The sequence below is a fragment of the Salegentibacter chungangensis genome, assembly GCF_042678405.1.
Classification (GTDB): Bacteria; Bacteroidota; Bacteroidia; order Flavobacteriales; family Flavobacteriaceae; genus Salegentibacter_A; species Salegentibacter_A chungangensis.
Window position 1 is genome coordinate 261,748 of record NZ_JBHTLI010000002.1, and the last position, 17,624, is coordinate 279,371.

11 protein-coding genes are annotated in these 17,624 nt (G+C 43.5%); 5 read left to right on the top strand and 6 right to left on the bottom strand.

Features of this window, described 5'->3' with window-relative positions; translation table 11 throughout:
- Positions 1 to 6: 6 nt before the first annotated feature.
- From pgmB to ACFQ3Q_RS11840, 3 genes are all read right to left on the bottom strand, one after another.
- Positions 7 to 666: a beta-phosphoglucomutase gene (pgmB, locus tag ACFQ3Q_RS11830; protein ID WP_380746097.1), complete on the bottom strand. Its 660-nt coding sequence runs from the start codon at positions 664 to 666 to the stop codon at positions 7 to 9.
- Between the two features lie 3 nt (positions 667 to 669).
- Positions 670 to 2,019 carry an MFS transporter gene (locus ACFQ3Q_RS11835; protein ID WP_380746099.1) on the bottom strand — a complete coding sequence of 450 codons (1,350 nt, stop codon included), beginning with the start codon at positions 2,017 to 2,019 and terminating at the stop codon, positions 670 to 672.
- Positions 2,020 to 2,152: 133 nt separating this feature from the next.
- A complete protein-coding gene (locus ACFQ3Q_RS11840) occupies positions 2,153 to 3,175 on the bottom strand; it encodes a LacI family DNA-binding transcriptional regulator (RefSeq protein ID WP_380746101.1) in 1,023 nt (340 codons plus the stop codon).
- Between the two features lie 225 nt (positions 3,176 to 3,400).
- On the opposite strand from ACFQ3Q_RS11840, the gene ACFQ3Q_RS11845 reads away from it, so the two are divergent.
- The 5 genes from ACFQ3Q_RS11845 to ACFQ3Q_RS11865 all read left to right on the top strand — a co-directional run bounded on the left by ACFQ3Q_RS11845 (position 3,401) and on the right by ACFQ3Q_RS11865 (position 13,486).
- The gene (locus tag ACFQ3Q_RS11845) at positions 3,401 to 6,319 is read left to right on the top strand and encodes a SusC/RagA family TonB-linked outer membrane protein (RefSeq protein ID WP_380746103.1); all 2,919 of its coding nucleotides are present in this window, start codon (positions 3,401 to 3,403) and stop codon (positions 6,317 to 6,319) included.
- Between the two features lie 24 nt (positions 6,320 to 6,343).
- Positions 6,344 to 7,954, top strand: a complete 1,611-nt coding sequence (locus ACFQ3Q_RS11850; protein ID WP_380746105.1) for a RagB/SusD family nutrient uptake outer membrane protein — start codon at positions 6,344 to 6,346, stop codon at positions 7,952 to 7,954.
- A 19-nt stretch (positions 7,955 to 7,973) separates the two neighbouring features.
- Positions 7,974 to 9,116, top strand: coding sequence for a SusE domain-containing protein (locus ACFQ3Q_RS11855; protein WP_380746107.1), 1,143 nt, complete (start codon positions 7,974 to 7,976; stop codon positions 9,114 to 9,116).
- A gap of 81 nt (positions 9,117 to 9,197) precedes the next feature.
- Positions 9,198 to 10,640, top strand: a complete 1,443-nt coding sequence (locus ACFQ3Q_RS11860) for an alpha-amylase (RefSeq protein ID WP_380746109.1) — start codon at positions 9,198 to 9,200, stop codon at positions 10,638 to 10,640.
- A 290-nt stretch (positions 10,641 to 10,930) separates the two neighbouring features.
- Entirely contained in the window at positions 10,931 to 13,486 is a 2,556-nt protein-coding gene (locus ACFQ3Q_RS11865; RefSeq protein ID WP_380746111.1) for an adenosylcobalamin-dependent ribonucleoside-diphosphate reductase, read from the top strand.
- A 115-nt stretch (positions 13,487 to 13,601) separates the two neighbouring features.
- Here the strand turns inward: ACFQ3Q_RS11865 and ACFQ3Q_RS11870 are convergent, their stop codons facing one another.
- The 3 genes from ACFQ3Q_RS11870 to ACFQ3Q_RS11880 all read right to left on the bottom strand — a co-directional run bounded on the left by ACFQ3Q_RS11870 (position 13,602) and on the right by ACFQ3Q_RS11880 (position 17,618).
- Positions 13,602 to 14,495, bottom strand: a complete 894-nt coding sequence (locus ACFQ3Q_RS11870) for a hydroxypyruvate isomerase family protein (RefSeq protein WP_380746113.1) — start codon at positions 14,493 to 14,495, stop codon at positions 13,602 to 13,604.
- Between the two features lie 295 nt (positions 14,496 to 14,790).
- Positions 14,791 to 15,777 (bottom strand): aldose epimerase family protein, encoded by a 987-nt coding sequence (locus tag ACFQ3Q_RS11875; protein ID WP_380746343.1) that lies wholly within the window; start codon positions 15,775 to 15,777, stop codon positions 14,791 to 14,793.
- A 20-nt stretch (positions 15,778 to 15,797) separates the two neighbouring features.
- Positions 15,798 to 17,618 (bottom strand): DUF885 domain-containing protein, encoded by a 1,821-nt coding sequence (locus ACFQ3Q_RS11880; RefSeq protein ID WP_380746115.1) that lies wholly within the window; start codon positions 17,616 to 17,618, stop codon positions 15,798 to 15,800.
- Between the last annotated feature and the right edge of the window lie 6 nt (positions 17,619 to 17,624).

Genomic DNA, 17,624 nt, shown 5'->3' on the forward strand with positions numbered 1-17,624 from the left:
TTTCTTCTAATTTCTAAGTATTTTTTCTATAAATTCTATACTGATCTCGGTAAAATCGGGGAATACATAATCTGCTTCGTGCAGGTTATTCCTGCTCCCGATCCCGATACTTAACATATTGGCCCTGTTGGCCGCCCGGACCCCCGCCACGGAATCTTCAAAAACTATACAATTAGCGGCACTGGCTCTAAGCTTATCGGCTGCCACCAGGAAAACTTCAGGATCCGGTTTGGCCTTGCTTACGTCGTTACCGTCAACAATAGCTTCAAAGCGATCGTAAAGTCCTATTTTCTTCAGGATCACCGGAGCATTCTTGCTGGCCGATCCCAATGCAAAAGGTACATTGTTTTCGGTTAAATGATCAAGTACTTTGGTGACCCCGGGAAGGATCTCCTCCTGATCCATCTTTTCCACATACGAGAGATAATTCTCATTTTTCAAGGCCATTTGCTTTTGAAATTCGGCTTCGGTTAGTTCCACCTCACCCCATTTCAATATCTTATTTAGGGAATGCACGCGGCTTACCCCTTTTAATTCTTCATTCTGTTCCTCGGTGATATCGAATCCCAGATCGTTGGCCAGTTTTCTCCAGGCCAGAAAATGGAATTTGGCGGTGTCTACTATCACCCCGTCAAGATCGAATATCACTACTCTGTTATTCTTCATTTTTTATGTTTTAACTTCTACAGGTTCATCCACATCATCTATCCTTAAGGTCAGTAATGCAGCAATAAGAAATGACACTCCACTTGTTATTAAGGCATAGACAGGATTACCGTCGTACAAATATTTTACCATAGGTCCGCCAATTAGGGCATTTATGATCTGGGGGATCACAATAAAGAAATTAAAGATCCCCATATACACTCCCATTTTTTTAGGCGGAATAGATCCTGCAAGTATCGCGTATGGCATCGCAAGGATACTGGCCCAACCAATACCAATAGCGACCATTGAAAGCAACAGCCAGTATTCGTTTGGCATTGTATAGATGGAAATAAGCCCAAGTCCACCGGTAAGCAGGGACACGAAATGTGTTTTCTTACGGCCCAGTTTTAAGGCTATTGCAGGAAGAAAAAATGCAAAAACTGCTGACACGGCATTGTAGACCCCAAAAAGGATCCCCACCCAGTCCCCGGCGTCCTGATAGGTCTCGCTGCTATTGTCTGTAAGCGGTAAACCATAAATATGGTGAGCTATTGCAGGTGTGGAAAAGACCCACATCCCAAAGAGACCGAACCAGGAAAAGAACTGCACCCAGCTTAGCTGCCGCATAGTATGGGGCATCTTTTTAAAATCGGAAAAGATGTCCATAAGGCTGGACTTTTCATCATCTTCAACTTCCTCTTTATGATCGTCCATCCTCTTCAACTCCTCAGGACTGTACTCCTTGGTGGTCAAAACAGTGACCAGGATACTCCCTACGAGGATCACGGCACCGGTAACAAAAGAGATCAGCAGGTTAAGCGGCACTTCTCCCACAACGGTACGGTTGCTTACTCCAAACCAGTTGGCCAGGACGTAAGGCATCCAGGAACCAATTACAGCTCCCAGCCCTATTAAAACTGTTTGAACGCTAAAACCAAGAGTACGCTGGTCTGAAGGTAAGGTGTCGGCAACCAGCGCCCGAAAAGGTTCCATAGCCACATTAAAGGAAGCATCCATAATAAAGAGCATTCCGGCTCCTACCCAAAGAGAAGGCAGGATGGCTATAAACATATCGGCATTGGGCATTAACACTAAACCCATTGCAGCCAGAACAGCCCCGGCCAGGAAAAAAGGACGCCTGCGCCCTAATCTTGTCCAGGTCTTATCACTGTAATATCCTATAATTGGCTGAACCACGAGACCAGTAAGAGGAGCCACTAACCAGAACCACGATAGTTCGTGAACGTCAGCTCCAAAAATCTGTAAAATTCTGCTTGCGTTGGCATTTTGGAGTGCAAACCCCATTTGAATTCCGAAGAACCCGAAACTCATGTTCCAGATCTCCCAGAAACTTAATCTGCGTTTTTGCATATCGTAAGTTTTTTTCAGCTACGATAAGCACTAAGACTTATCAAAACTTATTAAAGGTAGGAAGTAAAAATATAAGTTCTGATAATCTAACTGGCAGTAAAGATATGTATTTTTTTGAGAGTGAAAAGTTAAATCAGGATCTGGTGGAATTCCTTTTTATCAATTCGGTCTCTACGATAGTGGTGCTATAGGGCGCTTCTTTATCTTCATCGCTTTCCAGTCTTTCAATAAGCATCCTGGCCGCTTCCCCTCCCATCTTACTACCGTGCTGGCTAACTGTGGTAAGACTCGGAATAAACCTCCTGGACAGTTCCCCGTTTGTAAAGCCTATTACCGAAACATCTTTCGGCACCTTCATCCCGTGTTCGTTCAGGGCTTTTATAGCCGCAACCGCGAAGTGTTCATTTACGGCGAATAAAGCGTCCACCTTATTATGATTCAAAAACTCCTCGATCTCCTTTTCGCTGTGTTCCACATCTTCGATCTTCAGAATAAGATCTTCATCCACCTTTATATTGTTCTCTTCAAGTGCATTAAGATAACCTTCGGTCCTGAGCTTCCCAACGCTTACATAATCTACCGTAGAAATGATCCCTATCTTTTTACAGCCGGTATCAATTAGATGCTGTACCGCTTTCTTAGCCCCAATCCCGTCATCTATAATCACTTTATCACAATTAATATCGTCTATAACCCTGTCAAAAAGTACCAAAGGCATTCCCTGGTTGATCACCTCTTTCAGGTGATGATAATCCTGCTTTTGCATCGTTTCTTTTGCCAAAGACAGTATAAACCCGTCGGTACTCCCGTTCGCGAGCATCTCCAGGTTCAAAACCTCCTTATCAAAACTGTTGTTGCTAAGACAAACGATCACGTTATAACCTTTTTCGTTGGCCACCTGTTCTACTCCGCTAATTACCGTTGTAAAAAAGTGGTGCACGATCTCGGGAATAATGATCCCTATGGTCTTGGTTTTCCTGTTCTTCAGGCTTAATGCAATGTTGTTGGGCTTATAATTATAGAGTTTGGCGAAGGCTTTTATCTTCTGCCGGGTATCCTCTCCTATTTCAGTGCTGTCCTTAAGTGCCTTGGAAACAGTTGATACTGAAACATCTAATTCTCGTGCTATTTGCTTTAGGGTAAGTTTTGGTTTCATTCGGAAATATAAAATTCATAATAACGCAGGGAGCGAATTTTGGTTTCGTAAAAATATTACAAAATAAGCGGTAAACCATTAATATTTAAAAGTTTTCAACACGAAAACGTTTTCGGAAGGTCTGTACGGGAAAACCCCCATTGTTGCCACCATATTTTACATAATTTTAACCTCAGGAAGTAAAAATATAAGGTCAATTTTTAATTAAATCCAATAGAAAAATTTATGAGAACATTATTTAAAAGCGCATTGTTCATGCTGTTTATGCTGCCAATGAGCTTTTTTGCCCAAAACACCGTAAGCGGTAACGTAAGCGAAAGTGCTACCGGTTTGCCGGTTCCAGGTGCAAACGTTATCGTGAAAGGTACATCGAACGGTACCACAACAGATTTTGATGGTAATTACACCATCGAAAACGTTTCCGAAGGTGACATTCTGGTCTTTTCCTTCCTTGGTTTCGCCACCAGGGAAATCTCCTATGAGCAACAGTCTACTATAGACGTGGTTCTGGAAGAAGACCAGGCTACCCTGGAAGAGGTGGTGCTTATTGGTTATGGTGCCACCACCGAACAGGATGCAACAGGATCGGTCAAGAAAATTTCGGCCGGCGAGTTCAACCAGGGAGCCGTGGTATCTCCTGAACAACTTATTGCAGGTAAATCTGCCGGGGTAAGGATCACCCCAGGAGGCGGAGCGCCGGGAGAAGGATCTGAGATAAGGATCCGTGGCGGGTCTTCCCTGTCAGCTAATAACTCTCCCCTTATTGTGGTAGACGGGGTACCGTTAGACCAGCGAGGAGTGCAGGGAGTAAGAAACCAGCTTAACTCCATCAACCCGAACGAGATTGAGGATTTTGTGGTACTTAAAGATGCTGCCGCTACTTCTATTTATGGGTCAAGAGCCTCTAACGGGGTTATCCTTATTACCACTAAAAAAGGTAAAAAGAATTCAGACCTGAGTCTTACTTACGACCTGAAGGCTTCAGTAGGAAATATCGTAGACAAGGTAGATGTGCTTTCAGCAGACCAGTTCAGAAATCTCATCGAAGAAACTCCGGGAACCGATGCTTCCTTATTAGGAGATGCGAATACCGACTGGCAGGACCAGATCTACCAGACTTCGGTGGGAGCTATTCATAACTTCACCGCAACGCAGGGATTCGATAATTTCTACTACAGGGTCAACTTCAACAACACCTCCCAGACAGGAGTTGTAAAAACCGACACTTATGAGCGTAATGCATTAAACCTTGCATTAAACCTCGACCTTTTGGATAATCATCTTAAATTGGGATTAACCTCTAAAGGTATCCTGGACGAGAACAGGTTCGCAGATGACGGGGCTATAGGTGCTGCCATAGCCTTTGACCCTACTCAACCGGTATACGAGCCGGACAACAATTTTGGAGGCTACTTCGAATTCAAGACCTCTCCGAGACAGGAAATGGTACAGGCTACCAGAAACCCTCTTGCCCTTTTAGAGCAGAAGAACGGACGTGGTCTTACCAGAAGAAATATCACCAACCTTAATGCTGAATATAAGTTTCACTTCCTTCCGGAGTTGAAATTCAATATGAATGCAGGTTTCGACTATGCCGAAAATGAAGGCTACAACAAAAGGCCAAGATATTCTGCCGCGAACAACCAGGATATTCCTTTTGAAGAGATCTATTCAGGGTTCAACAGAAACACCTTACTGGACTTCTATTTTAACTATAAGAACGAAGTTGAAGCAATAGATACAGATGTAGACCTTACCGCTGGACATTCCTACCAGGAATTCTATATTGAGAATCGTCGCCAGCAGACCATTTCCAACGAGGTTTCAGTATTCCCAACGGTTATTGACAGAAATGCCCTTGAGTCTTACTTCGCAAGAGCGAGTTTTGACATTGCGGATAAGTACCTGATCTCTGCCAGCATTCGTCGTGACGGATCTTCAAGATTTGGCGGGGACAACAAATGGAGTAACTTCCCTTCTGCCTCTGTAGGCTGGAAAGTTCACAACGAAAACTTCCTTAGAGGTTCTAACGTACTTTCTAAACTAAAGCTAAGAGCAGGTTACGGGGTTACCGGTAACCAGGAGATTGGTTCAAATTACGGGTATTTAGGGATCTACACTCCAAGTATTGCCCGTGCAAGCTACCAGTTCGGAAACCAGTTCTACTCTACTTTAAGACCTGAAGAGTTTGATGAGAACCTTAAATGGGAAGAACTTCAAACCTATAACGCGGGTATCGACTTTGGTTTCTTCAACAACAGGCTTAGTGGTAATGTAGATGCTTATTACAGACAAACACGAGATCTTCTTGCTGAGGTTCCTGTTCCTGCAGGTGCTAACCTTTCAGACCTTTTGGTTACCAATGTTGGGGAAACGGTGAGCCGTGGTATTGAAATTGGACTTAGCGGGGTTCTTGCCCAGTCTGAAGACTTCAACTGGGACCTGAACTACAACATTACTTTCCAGGACCTTGAGATCACCAGACTTTCTCTTGGAGACAACCCTAATTTCTTTATTCCTCAGGGAGGAATAAGCGGAGGTGTTGGTAACAACATCCAGATCTGGAAAGAAGGTTATGATCCTTCCACATTCTTCGTGTTCCGCCAGGTATATGATAATAACGGTAACCCGATTGAAGGAGCTTACGTAGATGTGAATGGTGACAACGAGATCACCGAAGCAGATAAGCAGCCTTACAAGAAGGCTTCTCCAGACTACTTTATGGGGCTTACCAATACAATGAGCTATAAGAATTTCGATTTCAGCTTCACCTTCAGAGGAAGCTTCGGAAACTATATGTATAACAACACGCAGTCAAGCAACGGTTTTGTTGCTGCAGGAACTAATACTCCTCAGGACTACTATGCTAATATGAATGCGAACGTACTGGAAACCAATTTCGAAAAGAGCCAGTACTTCTCTGATTATTACATCCAGGCAGCTGACTTTGTAAAGCTTGACAATATTTCCATAGGCTATCTTATCCCGGGAGAAAAAGTTGATTTCAGGGCTTCTTTAACGGCTACCAACGTACTGACCATTACAGATTATGAAGGACTGGATCCTGAGATCTCGAATGGTATCGACAATAACTTTTACCCACGAGCCAGGACTTTTGTGTTGGGCTTGAACCTTAAATTTTAATAAAAACAAAACAATTATATAGTTATGCAGAAGACACTAAGATCAATTCTACTGGTTTTCTTTGGCCTGACCTTTCTCTGGTCCTGTGAAAGTGACCTGGAATTGCAGCCTGAAGATAACAGGAAAACGGCGGAGAACGCCTTTAAGGATCCCGATGCCTACAAACAGTTTTTAGCGAAACTCTATGCCGGGCTGGCCGTAAGTGGCCAGGAAGGACCTGCCGGAAATCCCGATCTTGAAGGTCTGGATGAAGGATTTTCCCAGTACATAAGACTTTACTTTAAGATGCAGGAACTAACCACAGACGAAGCCGTAATAGGTTGGGATGATGGGACCATTAAAGACCTGCACGCGCAAAACTGGACCGCCGGTAACGAATTCATCCGTACGATGTACTCCAGGATTATGTACCAGATCGCGCTTACCAACGAGTTCATCCGCCAGACTTCGGATGAAAAGCTGGATTCAAGAGGAGTAGATGGTGAACTTAGAGGCAATATCGAGAACTTTAGGGCTGAAGCACGCTTCCTGAGAGCACTTAGCTACTACCACGCTCTTGACCTTTTTGGAAACCCTCCTTTCGTTACCGACGAAGACCCGATCGGAGCTTTCCTTCCTGAGCAAATTAAGCGTCCTGCCCTATTCGATTATATAGAAGGAGAACTTCTTGATATTGAAGATGAAATTGCAGCTGTAGGTTCTAACGAATACGGAAGAGCTGACCAGGGAGCTGTATGGATGCTGTTATCCAAGCTTTATCTTAACGCTGAAGTTTATACAGGAACCGCTCACAATGCAGAGGTTATTGAATACACCAATAAGGTGATCAACTCGGGATACCAGTTAGCAGATTCTTACAAGAAACTGTTCCTGGCAGACAATAACACCAACGGAGCTCAAAACGAGATCATCTTCCCGATTACTTTCAACGGGAAAGAAACTCAGTCTTACGGAGGCCTTACCTTTATAATTCACGCGGCCATTGGAGGCGATATGAAAGCCGCCGATTTTGGAGTAAGCAGCGGTTGGGCCGGTTTAAGGACCACTTCTGCCCTGGTAAACAAATTCCAGTATCAGGAGACCGAAGACGAGGTGATCTTTGAAGATAACAGAGGTTTGTTCTTTACCGAAGGTCAGTCTTTGGAAATAGACAATATCTCCAGCTTTAACGATGGCTACGCCGTAGCGAAATACCGAAATGTAGATGTGAACGGAGAGCCGGGATCTGATGAGACCGGGGAATTTGTGGATACCGATTTCCCAATGTTCCGTCTTGCCGACGCCTACCTTATGTATGCCGAAGCTTTTGTTCGCGGTGGCGGCGGAAGCCAGGCCAATGCAGTTGCTTATGTAAATGAACTGCGTGAGCGTGCCTTTGGAGACAGCAGCGAGAACATCTCTGCCGGAGAGCTTGACCTGGACTTCATCATAAATGAAAGAGCACGTGAACTTTATTGGGAAGCACACCGAAGAACCGACCTGATAAGATTCAACAGATTTTCAGAAAACGGCGTGTGGCCCTGGAAAGGGAATGTCCCTCAGGGAACCACAACCCAGGAATTCAGAAACCTGATGCCGATTCCGGCTTCAGACCTGGGTGTAAACACAAACTTGACTCAAAACGACGGATATTAATATTATAAACGAATTTAAAATGAAAAGATTTTCAATTTTATTATTGGCTCTAGTAGCTGTAATCGGGCTTAGCAGCTGTACCCACGATGACGATGTGGTTTTTGTGGCACAACCCGATCCCGAAGGAGTGAACTTCACAAACTCTACAGCTTCATCTTATATACTTGCTGCTGCTACAAGTTCTAATGTAGCAGAAAGATTTGTGTGGAACGAGGTAGATTTCGACGCTCCCACCACTGTAACTTATGAACTTCAGGCTTCAGCTTCTAAAGGTTTTAACGACCTCTCGGTTATAGGCGAAACTTCAGGAAACAATCTTGAAGTAACTGTAAGCGATCTTATGGGACTTGCTGCAGACGCCGGACTTGATAACGACCCGGAAACCGATGATCCGAATATGGGACAGGTTTACTTCAGGGTACATGCTTATGCCGGAGACGGTGCAGGAAATGCTCTTGAGCATACTTCAGAGGTTATGCCTATTACCGTAGTTCTTCCGGAAGCCGAAGAAGAAGGCGAAGCTGCCCTGCCAATGATCTATGTGGTAGGTAATTTCCAGGCCGCAGGTGGTTACGGAAGCGACTGGACTCCAGCCGACGGCGCTCCATTAGCTGCTGAAGGTGCCGGAGAAACCGAATATGCTGGTTTTGTATACATAAACGCTGATGCTCCTGAATTCAAGTTCCTACCAACCAATGAAGGCTGGGACGGAGATTACGGGGATACCGGAGAAAAGAACGGAGCCTTTAACGGCACCATCGAGCAGGAAGACGAAGTAAATGCAGGAACCCCTGACGGAACCGGAGGATACTATCTTGTGGAAGTAGATACCGATGCACTTACATACGATCTTACCGAAACCAACTGGGGTGTAATTGGAAACGCTACCCCTACCGGATGGGATGCTGATACAGATATGACTTATGATGCAGAGTCTAAGACCTGGAGCGTAACTCTTGACCTTACCGCTCAGGAGGCTCCGGATAATGGTATCAAATTCAGAGCTAACGATGCCTGGGACCTTAATTTAGGAGATACCGGAGCCGACGGAACTATGGAGTTTGGAGGCGAGAACATTGGTGTACCTGAAAGCGGTAATTACACAATTACCCTGGATTTAAGCAATCCAAGACAATATACTTACACTTTGACCAAGAACTAGGTAAAGCTTCAAAAAGGGCTATTGAGAAATAGCCCTTTTTTTTGCTCTTTATTTAATTCCTGATAAAAGACTTAACTCAATATGAAAACAAACAAATTTTATCTGTTATTCCTTTTAGGACTGGCTTTAAGCTTTGGATCCTGTTCTAAAGAGGATGACCCGCAAACCGAACCTAAGGAAGAAGGTTCTGTAGAACCTCCTGTAGAAGAACCGGTTGCCATAAATCTGGACAACTACAACAGTGGCCAAAAAGTGATGATGCAGGCCTTTTACTGGGATGTGGAACCCCGCTTTGAATGGTGGAACAACCTGACTGAAAAAGTAGGCGGCTGGGCTGATGCCGGGATCAACCGCATCTGGCTGCCCGTTGCGACCAAGGGACAGTCAGGCGGATATTCAATGGGATATGATGTTTCCGATTATTTCGATTTTGGGGAATATGAGCAGCACGGCACTGTAAAAACCAGGTTTGGAAGCCGTGAAGAACTGGAAACTTTAATTTCTACCGCTCACGAGAATGAAGTGGAAGTTATTGCAGACATCGTGATAAATCACAACTCAGGCGGCGGCGAGGAGTACAACCCTTACCGGGAAGAAATGACCTATACCCTTTTTGATGAGGAGCACGGAAATGCCTCCGGAATGTTCAATCGTAATTATGAATATTTCTACCCTAACAGCGAAAGCAATTATTACGACAATAGCCTCTTCTACCCCGAAACCAACCTGGACCATCACAGAGCCTATGTTCAGGACTGGCTTTGGAAAAAGGATAATTCAGTTGCCAAATATTATAAGAATGTAATGGGCTTCGATGGCTGGAGGTTTGATTATGTGAAAGGTTTTGAGCCCTGGGTAGTCAAAGAGTGGTTGAACGAAGTTGGCGGATTTGCCGTAGCCGAACTTTGGGAAGGTAATGCCACGGTACTGGAAGATTATGTTGAAAAAACCGGAAGTGGCGCATTCGATTTTGCCACCTTTTATAAGCTTGATGAAGCTTTTGACAGGCACAACGACCTTACTTATCTTCAAAAAGATATGCTTTGGAAGACTTACCCTGAAAAAGCGGTGACTTTCACGGCAAATCACGATACCGAAAAAGACGATAATGATGAAAATAATATCTCCGGAGGGAACAAAATGAAGGCTTATGCTTTCATCTTAACACACCCGGGATACCCTACTATTTTCTATTCCGATTATGAACACCCGGCTTTTCAGGAAGAAATCAAGCAGCTCATAAAAATTCATAACTCACTGGCCACGGGAGATACCGAAGTGTTGTATGTAGATGAGGATGAATATATTATGAAAAGAACAGGGAATAGTGAAAACCCCGGATTAATTCTTTATATTAGCACCGCGAAAAATACAAAACGTCGCACATTAAGTTCAGACTGGAAAAATGTTACACTGTATGATTACAGTGATAACTCAACTTATAGCCCTACCTCCGATGAAAACGGGACGGTGACACTTGAAGCTCCGGCAAACGGATATTCAATATGGTCCATTACAAAATAGGTTTTATTTTGAATTTTCATAGGTGTTAATTCAAAGAAGGCTGATTGAATATTCAATCAGCCTCTTTTTTTTTCTTCCAAATTACACAATACAATTCCAAACAGAATTTTATGTTTTTCAAAAAAATGTCAACTTTCTGATGTTGATAAATTTTTAAACAACTGAAAAACAGTAAATTAACAATTTATATTTGATAACTTTTTAAAATGAAGATGTAAATTGTGTAACAAGTTTACATATATTTACCTACTTTCAACTAAGAAGTTACTAATCCCAAAATTCTAAATTGTATGCGTGTTAAAGCCACTCCTACCGCACCCAAAACATACTCCCAGGAAGAAGCCTTTCAGGCCTCTTTGAAATACTTCAAGGGAGATGATCTTGCTGCCCGCGTCTGGGTAAATAAATATGCCCTCAAAGATTCTGATGGCAATATTTACGAACTTACACCCAACGATATGCACCGCAGGATAGCCAAAGAAATTGCCCGTGTAGAGCAACGCTATCCAAACCCGATGAGCGAAGACGAGGTTTTCGAACTTATTCGCGACTTTAAATATATCGTGCCACAGGGTAGCCCGATGGCAGGAATTGGGAACCCTTATCAGGTAGGTTCTCTTTCTAACTGCTTTGTAATAGGAAACAAAGGAGATTCAGATTCCTATGGCGGAATTATGAAAATAGATCAGGAGCAGGTACAACTTATGAAACGTCGTGGCGGTGTTGGTCACGATCTCTCACACATCCGCCCAAAAGGCTCTGCCGTTAAGAATTCGGCCCTTACTTCTACCGGAATTGTTCCTTTTATGGAACGCTATTCCAACTCTACCAGAGAGGTGGCCCAGGACGGAAGACGTGGCGCTTTAATGCTTTCGGTATCTATTAACCACCCCGATTCAGAAGATTTCATAGACGCTAAAATGGAGCAGGGAAAAGTTACCGGCGCGAACGTATCGGTTCGTATAGACGATAACTTTATGAAGGCGGTAAAGAACAATACTACTTACGAACAGAAATACCCGATCTTCAGCGAAAACCCGAAATTCTCTAAAGAGATCGAAGCTGAGAAATTATGGAAAAAGATCGTTCACAACGCCTGGCAATCGGCGGAACCGGGAATCCTTTTCTGGGATACCATTACAAGAGAATCGGTGCCGGACTGCTATGCCGATCTTGGATACAAAACGGTTTCCACCAATCCTTGTGGAGAAATCCCGCTTTGTCCTTATGATTCGTGCAGGCTTTTGGCCATTAACCTTTTCTCTTATGTAGAGGAGCCTTTCACGAAAAAAGCGAAGTTCAATTTCGACCTTTTCAAAAAACATATCGCCGCTGCACAGCGAATTATGGACGATATCATCGACCTGGAGCTGGAAAAGATAGACGCAATTCTTGCCAAGATAGATGCAGATCCTGAAGGAGACGAAATTAAAGGAGTGGAGCGTAACCTGTGGCTGAACATCAAGAAAAAAGCCGAAGAAGGAAGAAGAACGGGGATAGGCATCACTGCTGAAGGTGATATGCTTGCGGCTTTAGGAATTAGATACGGTAGCGATGAAGGAGTGGATTTTTCTGTAGAGATCCACAAGACCATCGCTCTTGAAGCATACCGCGCATCGGTTTATGCTGCCAAGGAACGCGGAGCCTTCGGAATCTTTGACTCGGAACGTGAAAAAGACAATCCGTTCATTTTAAGACTAAAAGAAGCTGACGAAAAGCTCTATTATGATATGCTGGAGTATGGCCGCAGAAACATTGCCCTGCTTACCATCGCTCCTACCGGAACAACGAGTTTAATGACCCAGACCACTTCAGGAATAGAACCTGTATTCCTTCCGGTATACAAAAGAAGAAGAAAGGTAAATCCTAACGATAAGGACTCGAGAGTAGACTTTGTAGACGAAGTGGGAGATTCCTGGGAAGAATATGTGGTATTTCACCACCGTTTCAAGGAATGGATGAAAGTGAACGGCCACGACACCGATAAGAATTACTCTCAGGAGGAACTTGATGAACTTGTAAAAGCTTCACCTTACTACCAGGCAACTTCTAACGATGTAGACTGGCTGAGCAAGGTGCGTATGCAGGGAGCCGTGCAAAAATGGGTAGACCACTCCATTAGTGTAACCATCAACCTTCCGAACGATGTTTCTGAAGACCTTGTTGGACAGCTTTATCTTGAAGCCTGGCAGGCCGGATGTAAAGGAGTGACTGTTTACCGTGACGGTTCGCGTTCCGGAGTGCTTATCTCTAACGAAGAGAAGAAGGAAGAGGAATCCACCGATTCTAACTCTCCTTTCCCAACCACGCGACCTCAGGTGCTGCAAGCCGATGTAGTTCGTTTCCAGAACAACAAGGATAAATGGATCGCCTTTATCGGGCTTATAGACGGAAGACCTTATGAGATCTTCACAGGTCTTGCCGATGATGAAGACGGGATCCTCTTACCACGCTGGGTGAATGAAGGACTTATCATCAAGAACAGAAATGAAGACGGAACTTCACGCTACGACTTCCAGTACCAGAACAAAAGAGGATACAAGACCACTATTGAAGGATTGTCCTATAAATTTAATCCTGAATACTGGAATTATGCAAAACTGATCTCCAGTACACTGCGCCACGGAATGTCTATAGACAATGTGGTGGACCTGATCAACAGTCTGCAGCTGGACAGCGAATCTATAAACACCTGGAAAAATGGTGTGGCTAGAGCGCTTAAGCGTTTTATTGAAGATGGTACCGTTGCAAAGAAACAGAAATGCAGCAACTGTAATTCGTCTAACCTTATTTATCAGGAAGGATGCCTTACCTGCCAGGATTGCGGATCTTCAAAATGCGGATAGTGATCTGAATTTGAAATAAAAAAGCCTCCTTTTCGGGAGGCTTTTTTATTTATTTACTCTGAAGCTTTTTTCAGATATCGGTTATTATATTTGGAATTACAAGTCTTTTACAGGTCTAAACGTCACAGATCTCTATTCCCGTTTTTAAGGCTTCGATTTTGTTCTCCTTGGTAGGAATAAACTCCTGGGCCACATAACCATCGAATCCTGTTTCGGAAATGGCTTTCATTATCGCCGAGTAATTAAGCTCCTGGGTTTCGTCGATCTCATTTCTCCCGGGAACGCCTCCGGTATGATAATGACTTATAAATTGATGGTTATCGCGGATAGTTCTTATAATATCCCCTTCCATAATCTGCATATGATAGATATCGTAAAGCAGTTTAAAATTAGGCCTGTTCAGTTTTTTGGCAAGAGCTACTCCCCAGTCGGTATGATCGGCCATATAATCCTTATGATCTACTTTGCTGTTAAGCAATTCCATAACCAGATTCACATTACCTTCCCTGGCAAAGTCAAGCAAAGGCGCAAGACCGGTTGCACAATTTTTCAGGCCAGTCTCATCATTCATCCCATTGCGGTTTCCCGAAAAACAGATCACATTCTTCACTCCCCGAGCCGAAGCATCTGCTATCAGTTTTCTATAATGTTCCTGCAGGGACTTATGATTCTTTTTATCATTGAAACCTTCTTCAATTTTAATGAAATCTGCGGTAGCCATAGAGCAGACTAATCCGTGCTTTTCCACGGTGTCCCACTCTTCCGGTTTAAGAAGGTCTATTGCCGAGATCCCCAGGTTCCTGCACTTGGCCGCGAAAACCTCTAAAGGAATATCCTGGTATGGCCAACGGCATACCGAATGTTTGATATTTCCCTTGGTGTGATAGATCGTCCTTTCATCGATCATATTAATAGCTGCAAAAGAAGACATTACGCCACCTATACTTAAAACCGCAGACCCAAGGGTAAGCGATTTCAACACATCTCTCCTATTGTAATTTTTCTCCATCTTGACAGATTTTTTGTTCGGTTGATTGCAGATGTAATTTTTATAATTATATGTTAAAATCCAAATCCTAAATCATAAAATTTTATGATTTCTTTAAGAAATAAAGTAGGGTTTTGGCTACACAGGAAATATCTCTCTGACAACCAGGGATTTGAAATAAAAAAACCTGCTTAAAAGGCTTAAGCAGGTTTTTATTTTCAGCCAGAATGGAAAAATGCAGGGCTTTCTCCCAATTTCTAAATCTGAAATTTTTGTTAAACATAAACGATCGAAGTCATCTTCTCTCGCAGACCAATTATTGTTTCACACTAAATGTATAAGTGGTCTTGTTATAGTAATTCTCTCCGGGCTCCAGCAAGCTTGAAGGGAAATTCCTGAAATTCGGCGAATCAGGAAATATCTGCGCTTCAATACAAACCGAAGGATATGCATTGCTTATTTCTGTTTGGTACTCCAGCTCTTCAGGCAGTTCTTCCGGAGCATAGACCACCAGAGCAGGCTGATTGGTCTGCACCTTCATCTTAATTCCCGTAAGCGGCGCGAACAGTTGTGCGGCAACTTCACCTTCAGCAGATGCAAGTACAAAAGTGTCATCCAGTGGGCGGTTGCCAATGAGCTTGCTTTCCTCAAAATTTTTAGGCAGTCCTTTCAGTTTCCTAAGATTTCCAGTGGGTAAAGACTGCTCATTTACTTCCAGGATCTGTTTGGCATTTATCTGAAGAAAGTGATCGCTAACACTGCCGCTTCCGTTCAGATTAAAATAGGCGTGATTGGTCAGGTTCACGATAGTTTTCTTATCGGTAGTAGCCGAATACTCTATCTTCAGTTCGTTATTTTCGGTAAGCGTATACTTTACCTTTGCCTTTAAGTTTCCGGGATATCCTTCTTCCCCGTCTTTACTAAAGTAGGTAAGGATCACATAGGGATCTGGGCCTGAAGCCTCTTCCTCCACTTCCCATAGCTTATACTGAAAACCTTCATCCCCGCCGTGCAGATGAACTCCGTGTTTTTGGTGAAGTTGATATTCCTCATCATCTATCACAAAACTGCCGTTAGAGATTCTTCCCGCATAGCGTCCAACCGAGGCACCAAAGCATTTATTATACTCTTTATATTCAGAATTAAGGAATTCTTCAGACCTTGGAGAAACGATAAGGTTTACCTTTTGCCCGGTCTTATCCTTAATCCTGAAACTAAGGATAGCCGCCCCGTAGTTAAGGATCTCAAGCCGGGTCTGGTTTTTATTTGAAAGCCTTATAATCTTAAGGTCTTCGGGATTCACTTTATTCAATAGCTTTTATTTTATGCATTCTTAGCCTTGATCCAGGCTTGTATTTTATCTTCGAGCACTGTTAATGGCAAGGGGCCATCAAGCAGAATAACATCGTGAAATTCACGAATATCAAACTTATCTCCAAGCTCTTCCTTGGCTATTTCCCGCAATTCCAGGATCTTGTTCATCCCAACTTTATAGGCAGTGGCCTGGCCTGGCATAACTATATGTCTTTCCACCATTTTAACACAGTCACTTTCAGGGTTTGGAGTGTTCTCCTTGTAATAATCTATCCCCTGTTCGCGGGTCCATTTTTTAGCATGGATCCCCGTATCTACCACCAGCCTGCAGGAACGCCATAATTCCATAGCAAGTCTTCCAAAATCGGAATAAGGATCTTTATAAAAACCTATCTCTTTTGGAACCAGTTCGCTGTAAAGCCCCCAGCCTTCTGTATAAGCAGTATATCTTCCAAATTTTCTGAAACTTGGAACGTCTTCAAGCTCCTGGGCTATAGCCAGCTGCATGTGATGCCCGGGAATTCCCTCGTGGTAAGCCAAAGCTTCCATCTGGTAAGTAGGCATCGCACTCATATCATAAAGGTTGGCATAGTAAGTACCGGGTCGCGAACCGTCAATAGCGGGACGCTGGTAAAATGCTTTTCCTGCACTCTTCTCACGAAAAGGCTCTACAGCTTTCACAACGATCTCTGCCTCCGGAAGTGTCAGAAAAAGCTCATCCAGTCTGCCTCTCATATTATCGATTATAGACCGGGCTTCAGCAAGATACTTCTCACGGCCTTCTTCGGTATTTTCATAATAGAATTGCTCATCGGTTCTCATAAACTCGAAGAAGTCCTGAAGGGAACCTTCAAAACCAACTTCTTTCATTATCTCTTCCATCTCCCCGTGAATACGCGCCACTTCCTTAAGTCCCAGTTGGTGAATCTCTTCTGCGGTCATATTTGTGGTGGTATATCTTTCCAGCGCGTTTTTATAGAAGGCTTCCCCCTTAGGAAATTTCCAGGCTCCGGCTTCATTTGTAGCCCTTTTCTGTTGATTTTCCAGAAAAGAGATCAGGTTTTCGTAGGCTGGTTTTACATTATCGACCAGCGCCTGTTCGGCCTGCGAGACAAGTTCCTTTTCCTCCTCCCCTGAAAGCTCCAGTTTTTCGATCTTCTCTTTAAAATCTTCCAGCAATGCACTGCTCTCATTAGATTTTACAAAAGGTCTTCCTTTTAGGATATTCCTGGAATCATCCAGAACCATATTATAAACGAACTTCGGGGGCATAATCCCGTTCTGTTCCCTGATCCTGAGGCCTTCGGTAATATCATTGAAAGCCTTTTCCATCCCTTTAAGTCTGGAGATATAAGCCTTCGCATCTGCCACCGAATCTATTCTGTGCATATTGATCATAAACGCCGGAAGCTGGGAATGATATCCGAACATCTGGTTCATCGGGTAATTATAGAAACGGTAATCGTAGTCTTCCACTTCATTTTCCAGCTGACGCTTATAAAGTTTATAGCTTAAAAAAGTTTCTTCATTCAAAGCTTCTGTATCCACCTCTTTAAGGTATTCCAGCCGTTTTTTAGCCTGATTCAGGTCTTCGGTATACTTCTGAGTGGTAAAATCGTCCCATTTCCCATAATCGGTCTTATCCCCCAGTTGAGTCTGAAGCATAGGCGATTCGTCTACTTCCTTCTGAAATTCCTTTTCAAAATACTTATTAAGTTCAGTTGAAGCTTTCTCCTTTTCTTCAGGGGTATATGCCTTATCCTCTTCCTTGCAGGAAATGGTTCCAAGAAATGCAAGAAGGATCGTTCCTGTTTTAAGTCTGGTCAACATAAGTAC

What these genes read in the sequence shown, in the direction of transcription:
- ACFQ3Q_RS11865 (WP_380746111.1), top strand. Translation starts at nt 10,931, where the DNA reads ATGCGTGTTAAAGCCACTCCTACCGCACCCAAAACATACTCCCAGGAA.
- ACFQ3Q_RS11880 (WP_380746115.1), bottom strand. Translation starts at nt 17,618, where the DNA reads ATGTTGACCAGACTTAAAACAGGAACGATCCTTCTTGCATTTCTTGGA.
- ACFQ3Q_RS11835 (WP_380746099.1), bottom strand. Translation starts at nt 2,019, where the DNA reads ATGCAAAAACGCAGATTAAGTTTCTGGGAGATCTGGAACATGAGTTTC.
- ACFQ3Q_RS11850 (WP_380746105.1), top strand. Translation starts at nt 6,344, where the DNA reads ATGCAGAAGACACTAAGATCAATTCTACTGGTTTTCTTTGGCCTGACC.
- ACFQ3Q_RS11855 (WP_380746107.1), top strand. Translation starts at nt 7,974, where the DNA reads ATGAAAAGATTTTCAATTTTATTATTGGCTCTAGTAGCTGTAATCGGG.
- ACFQ3Q_RS11870 (WP_380746113.1), bottom strand. Translation starts at nt 14,495, where the DNA reads ATGGAGAAAAATTACAATAGGAGAGATGTGTTGAAATCGCTTACCCTT.
- ACFQ3Q_RS11840 (WP_380746101.1), bottom strand. Translation starts at nt 3,175, where the DNA reads ATGAAACCAAAACTTACCCTAAAGCAAATAGCACGAGAATTAGATGTT.
- pgmB (WP_380746097.1), bottom strand. Translation starts at nt 666, where the DNA reads ATGAAGAATAACAGAGTAGTGATATTCGATCTTGACGGGGTGATAGTA.
- ACFQ3Q_RS11860 (WP_380746109.1), top strand. Translation starts at nt 9,198, where the DNA reads ATGAAAACAAACAAATTTTATCTGTTATTCCTTTTAGGACTGGCTTTA.
- ACFQ3Q_RS11845 (WP_380746103.1), top strand. Translation starts at nt 3,401, where the DNA reads ATGAGAACATTATTTAAAAGCGCATTGTTCATGCTGTTTATGCTGCCA.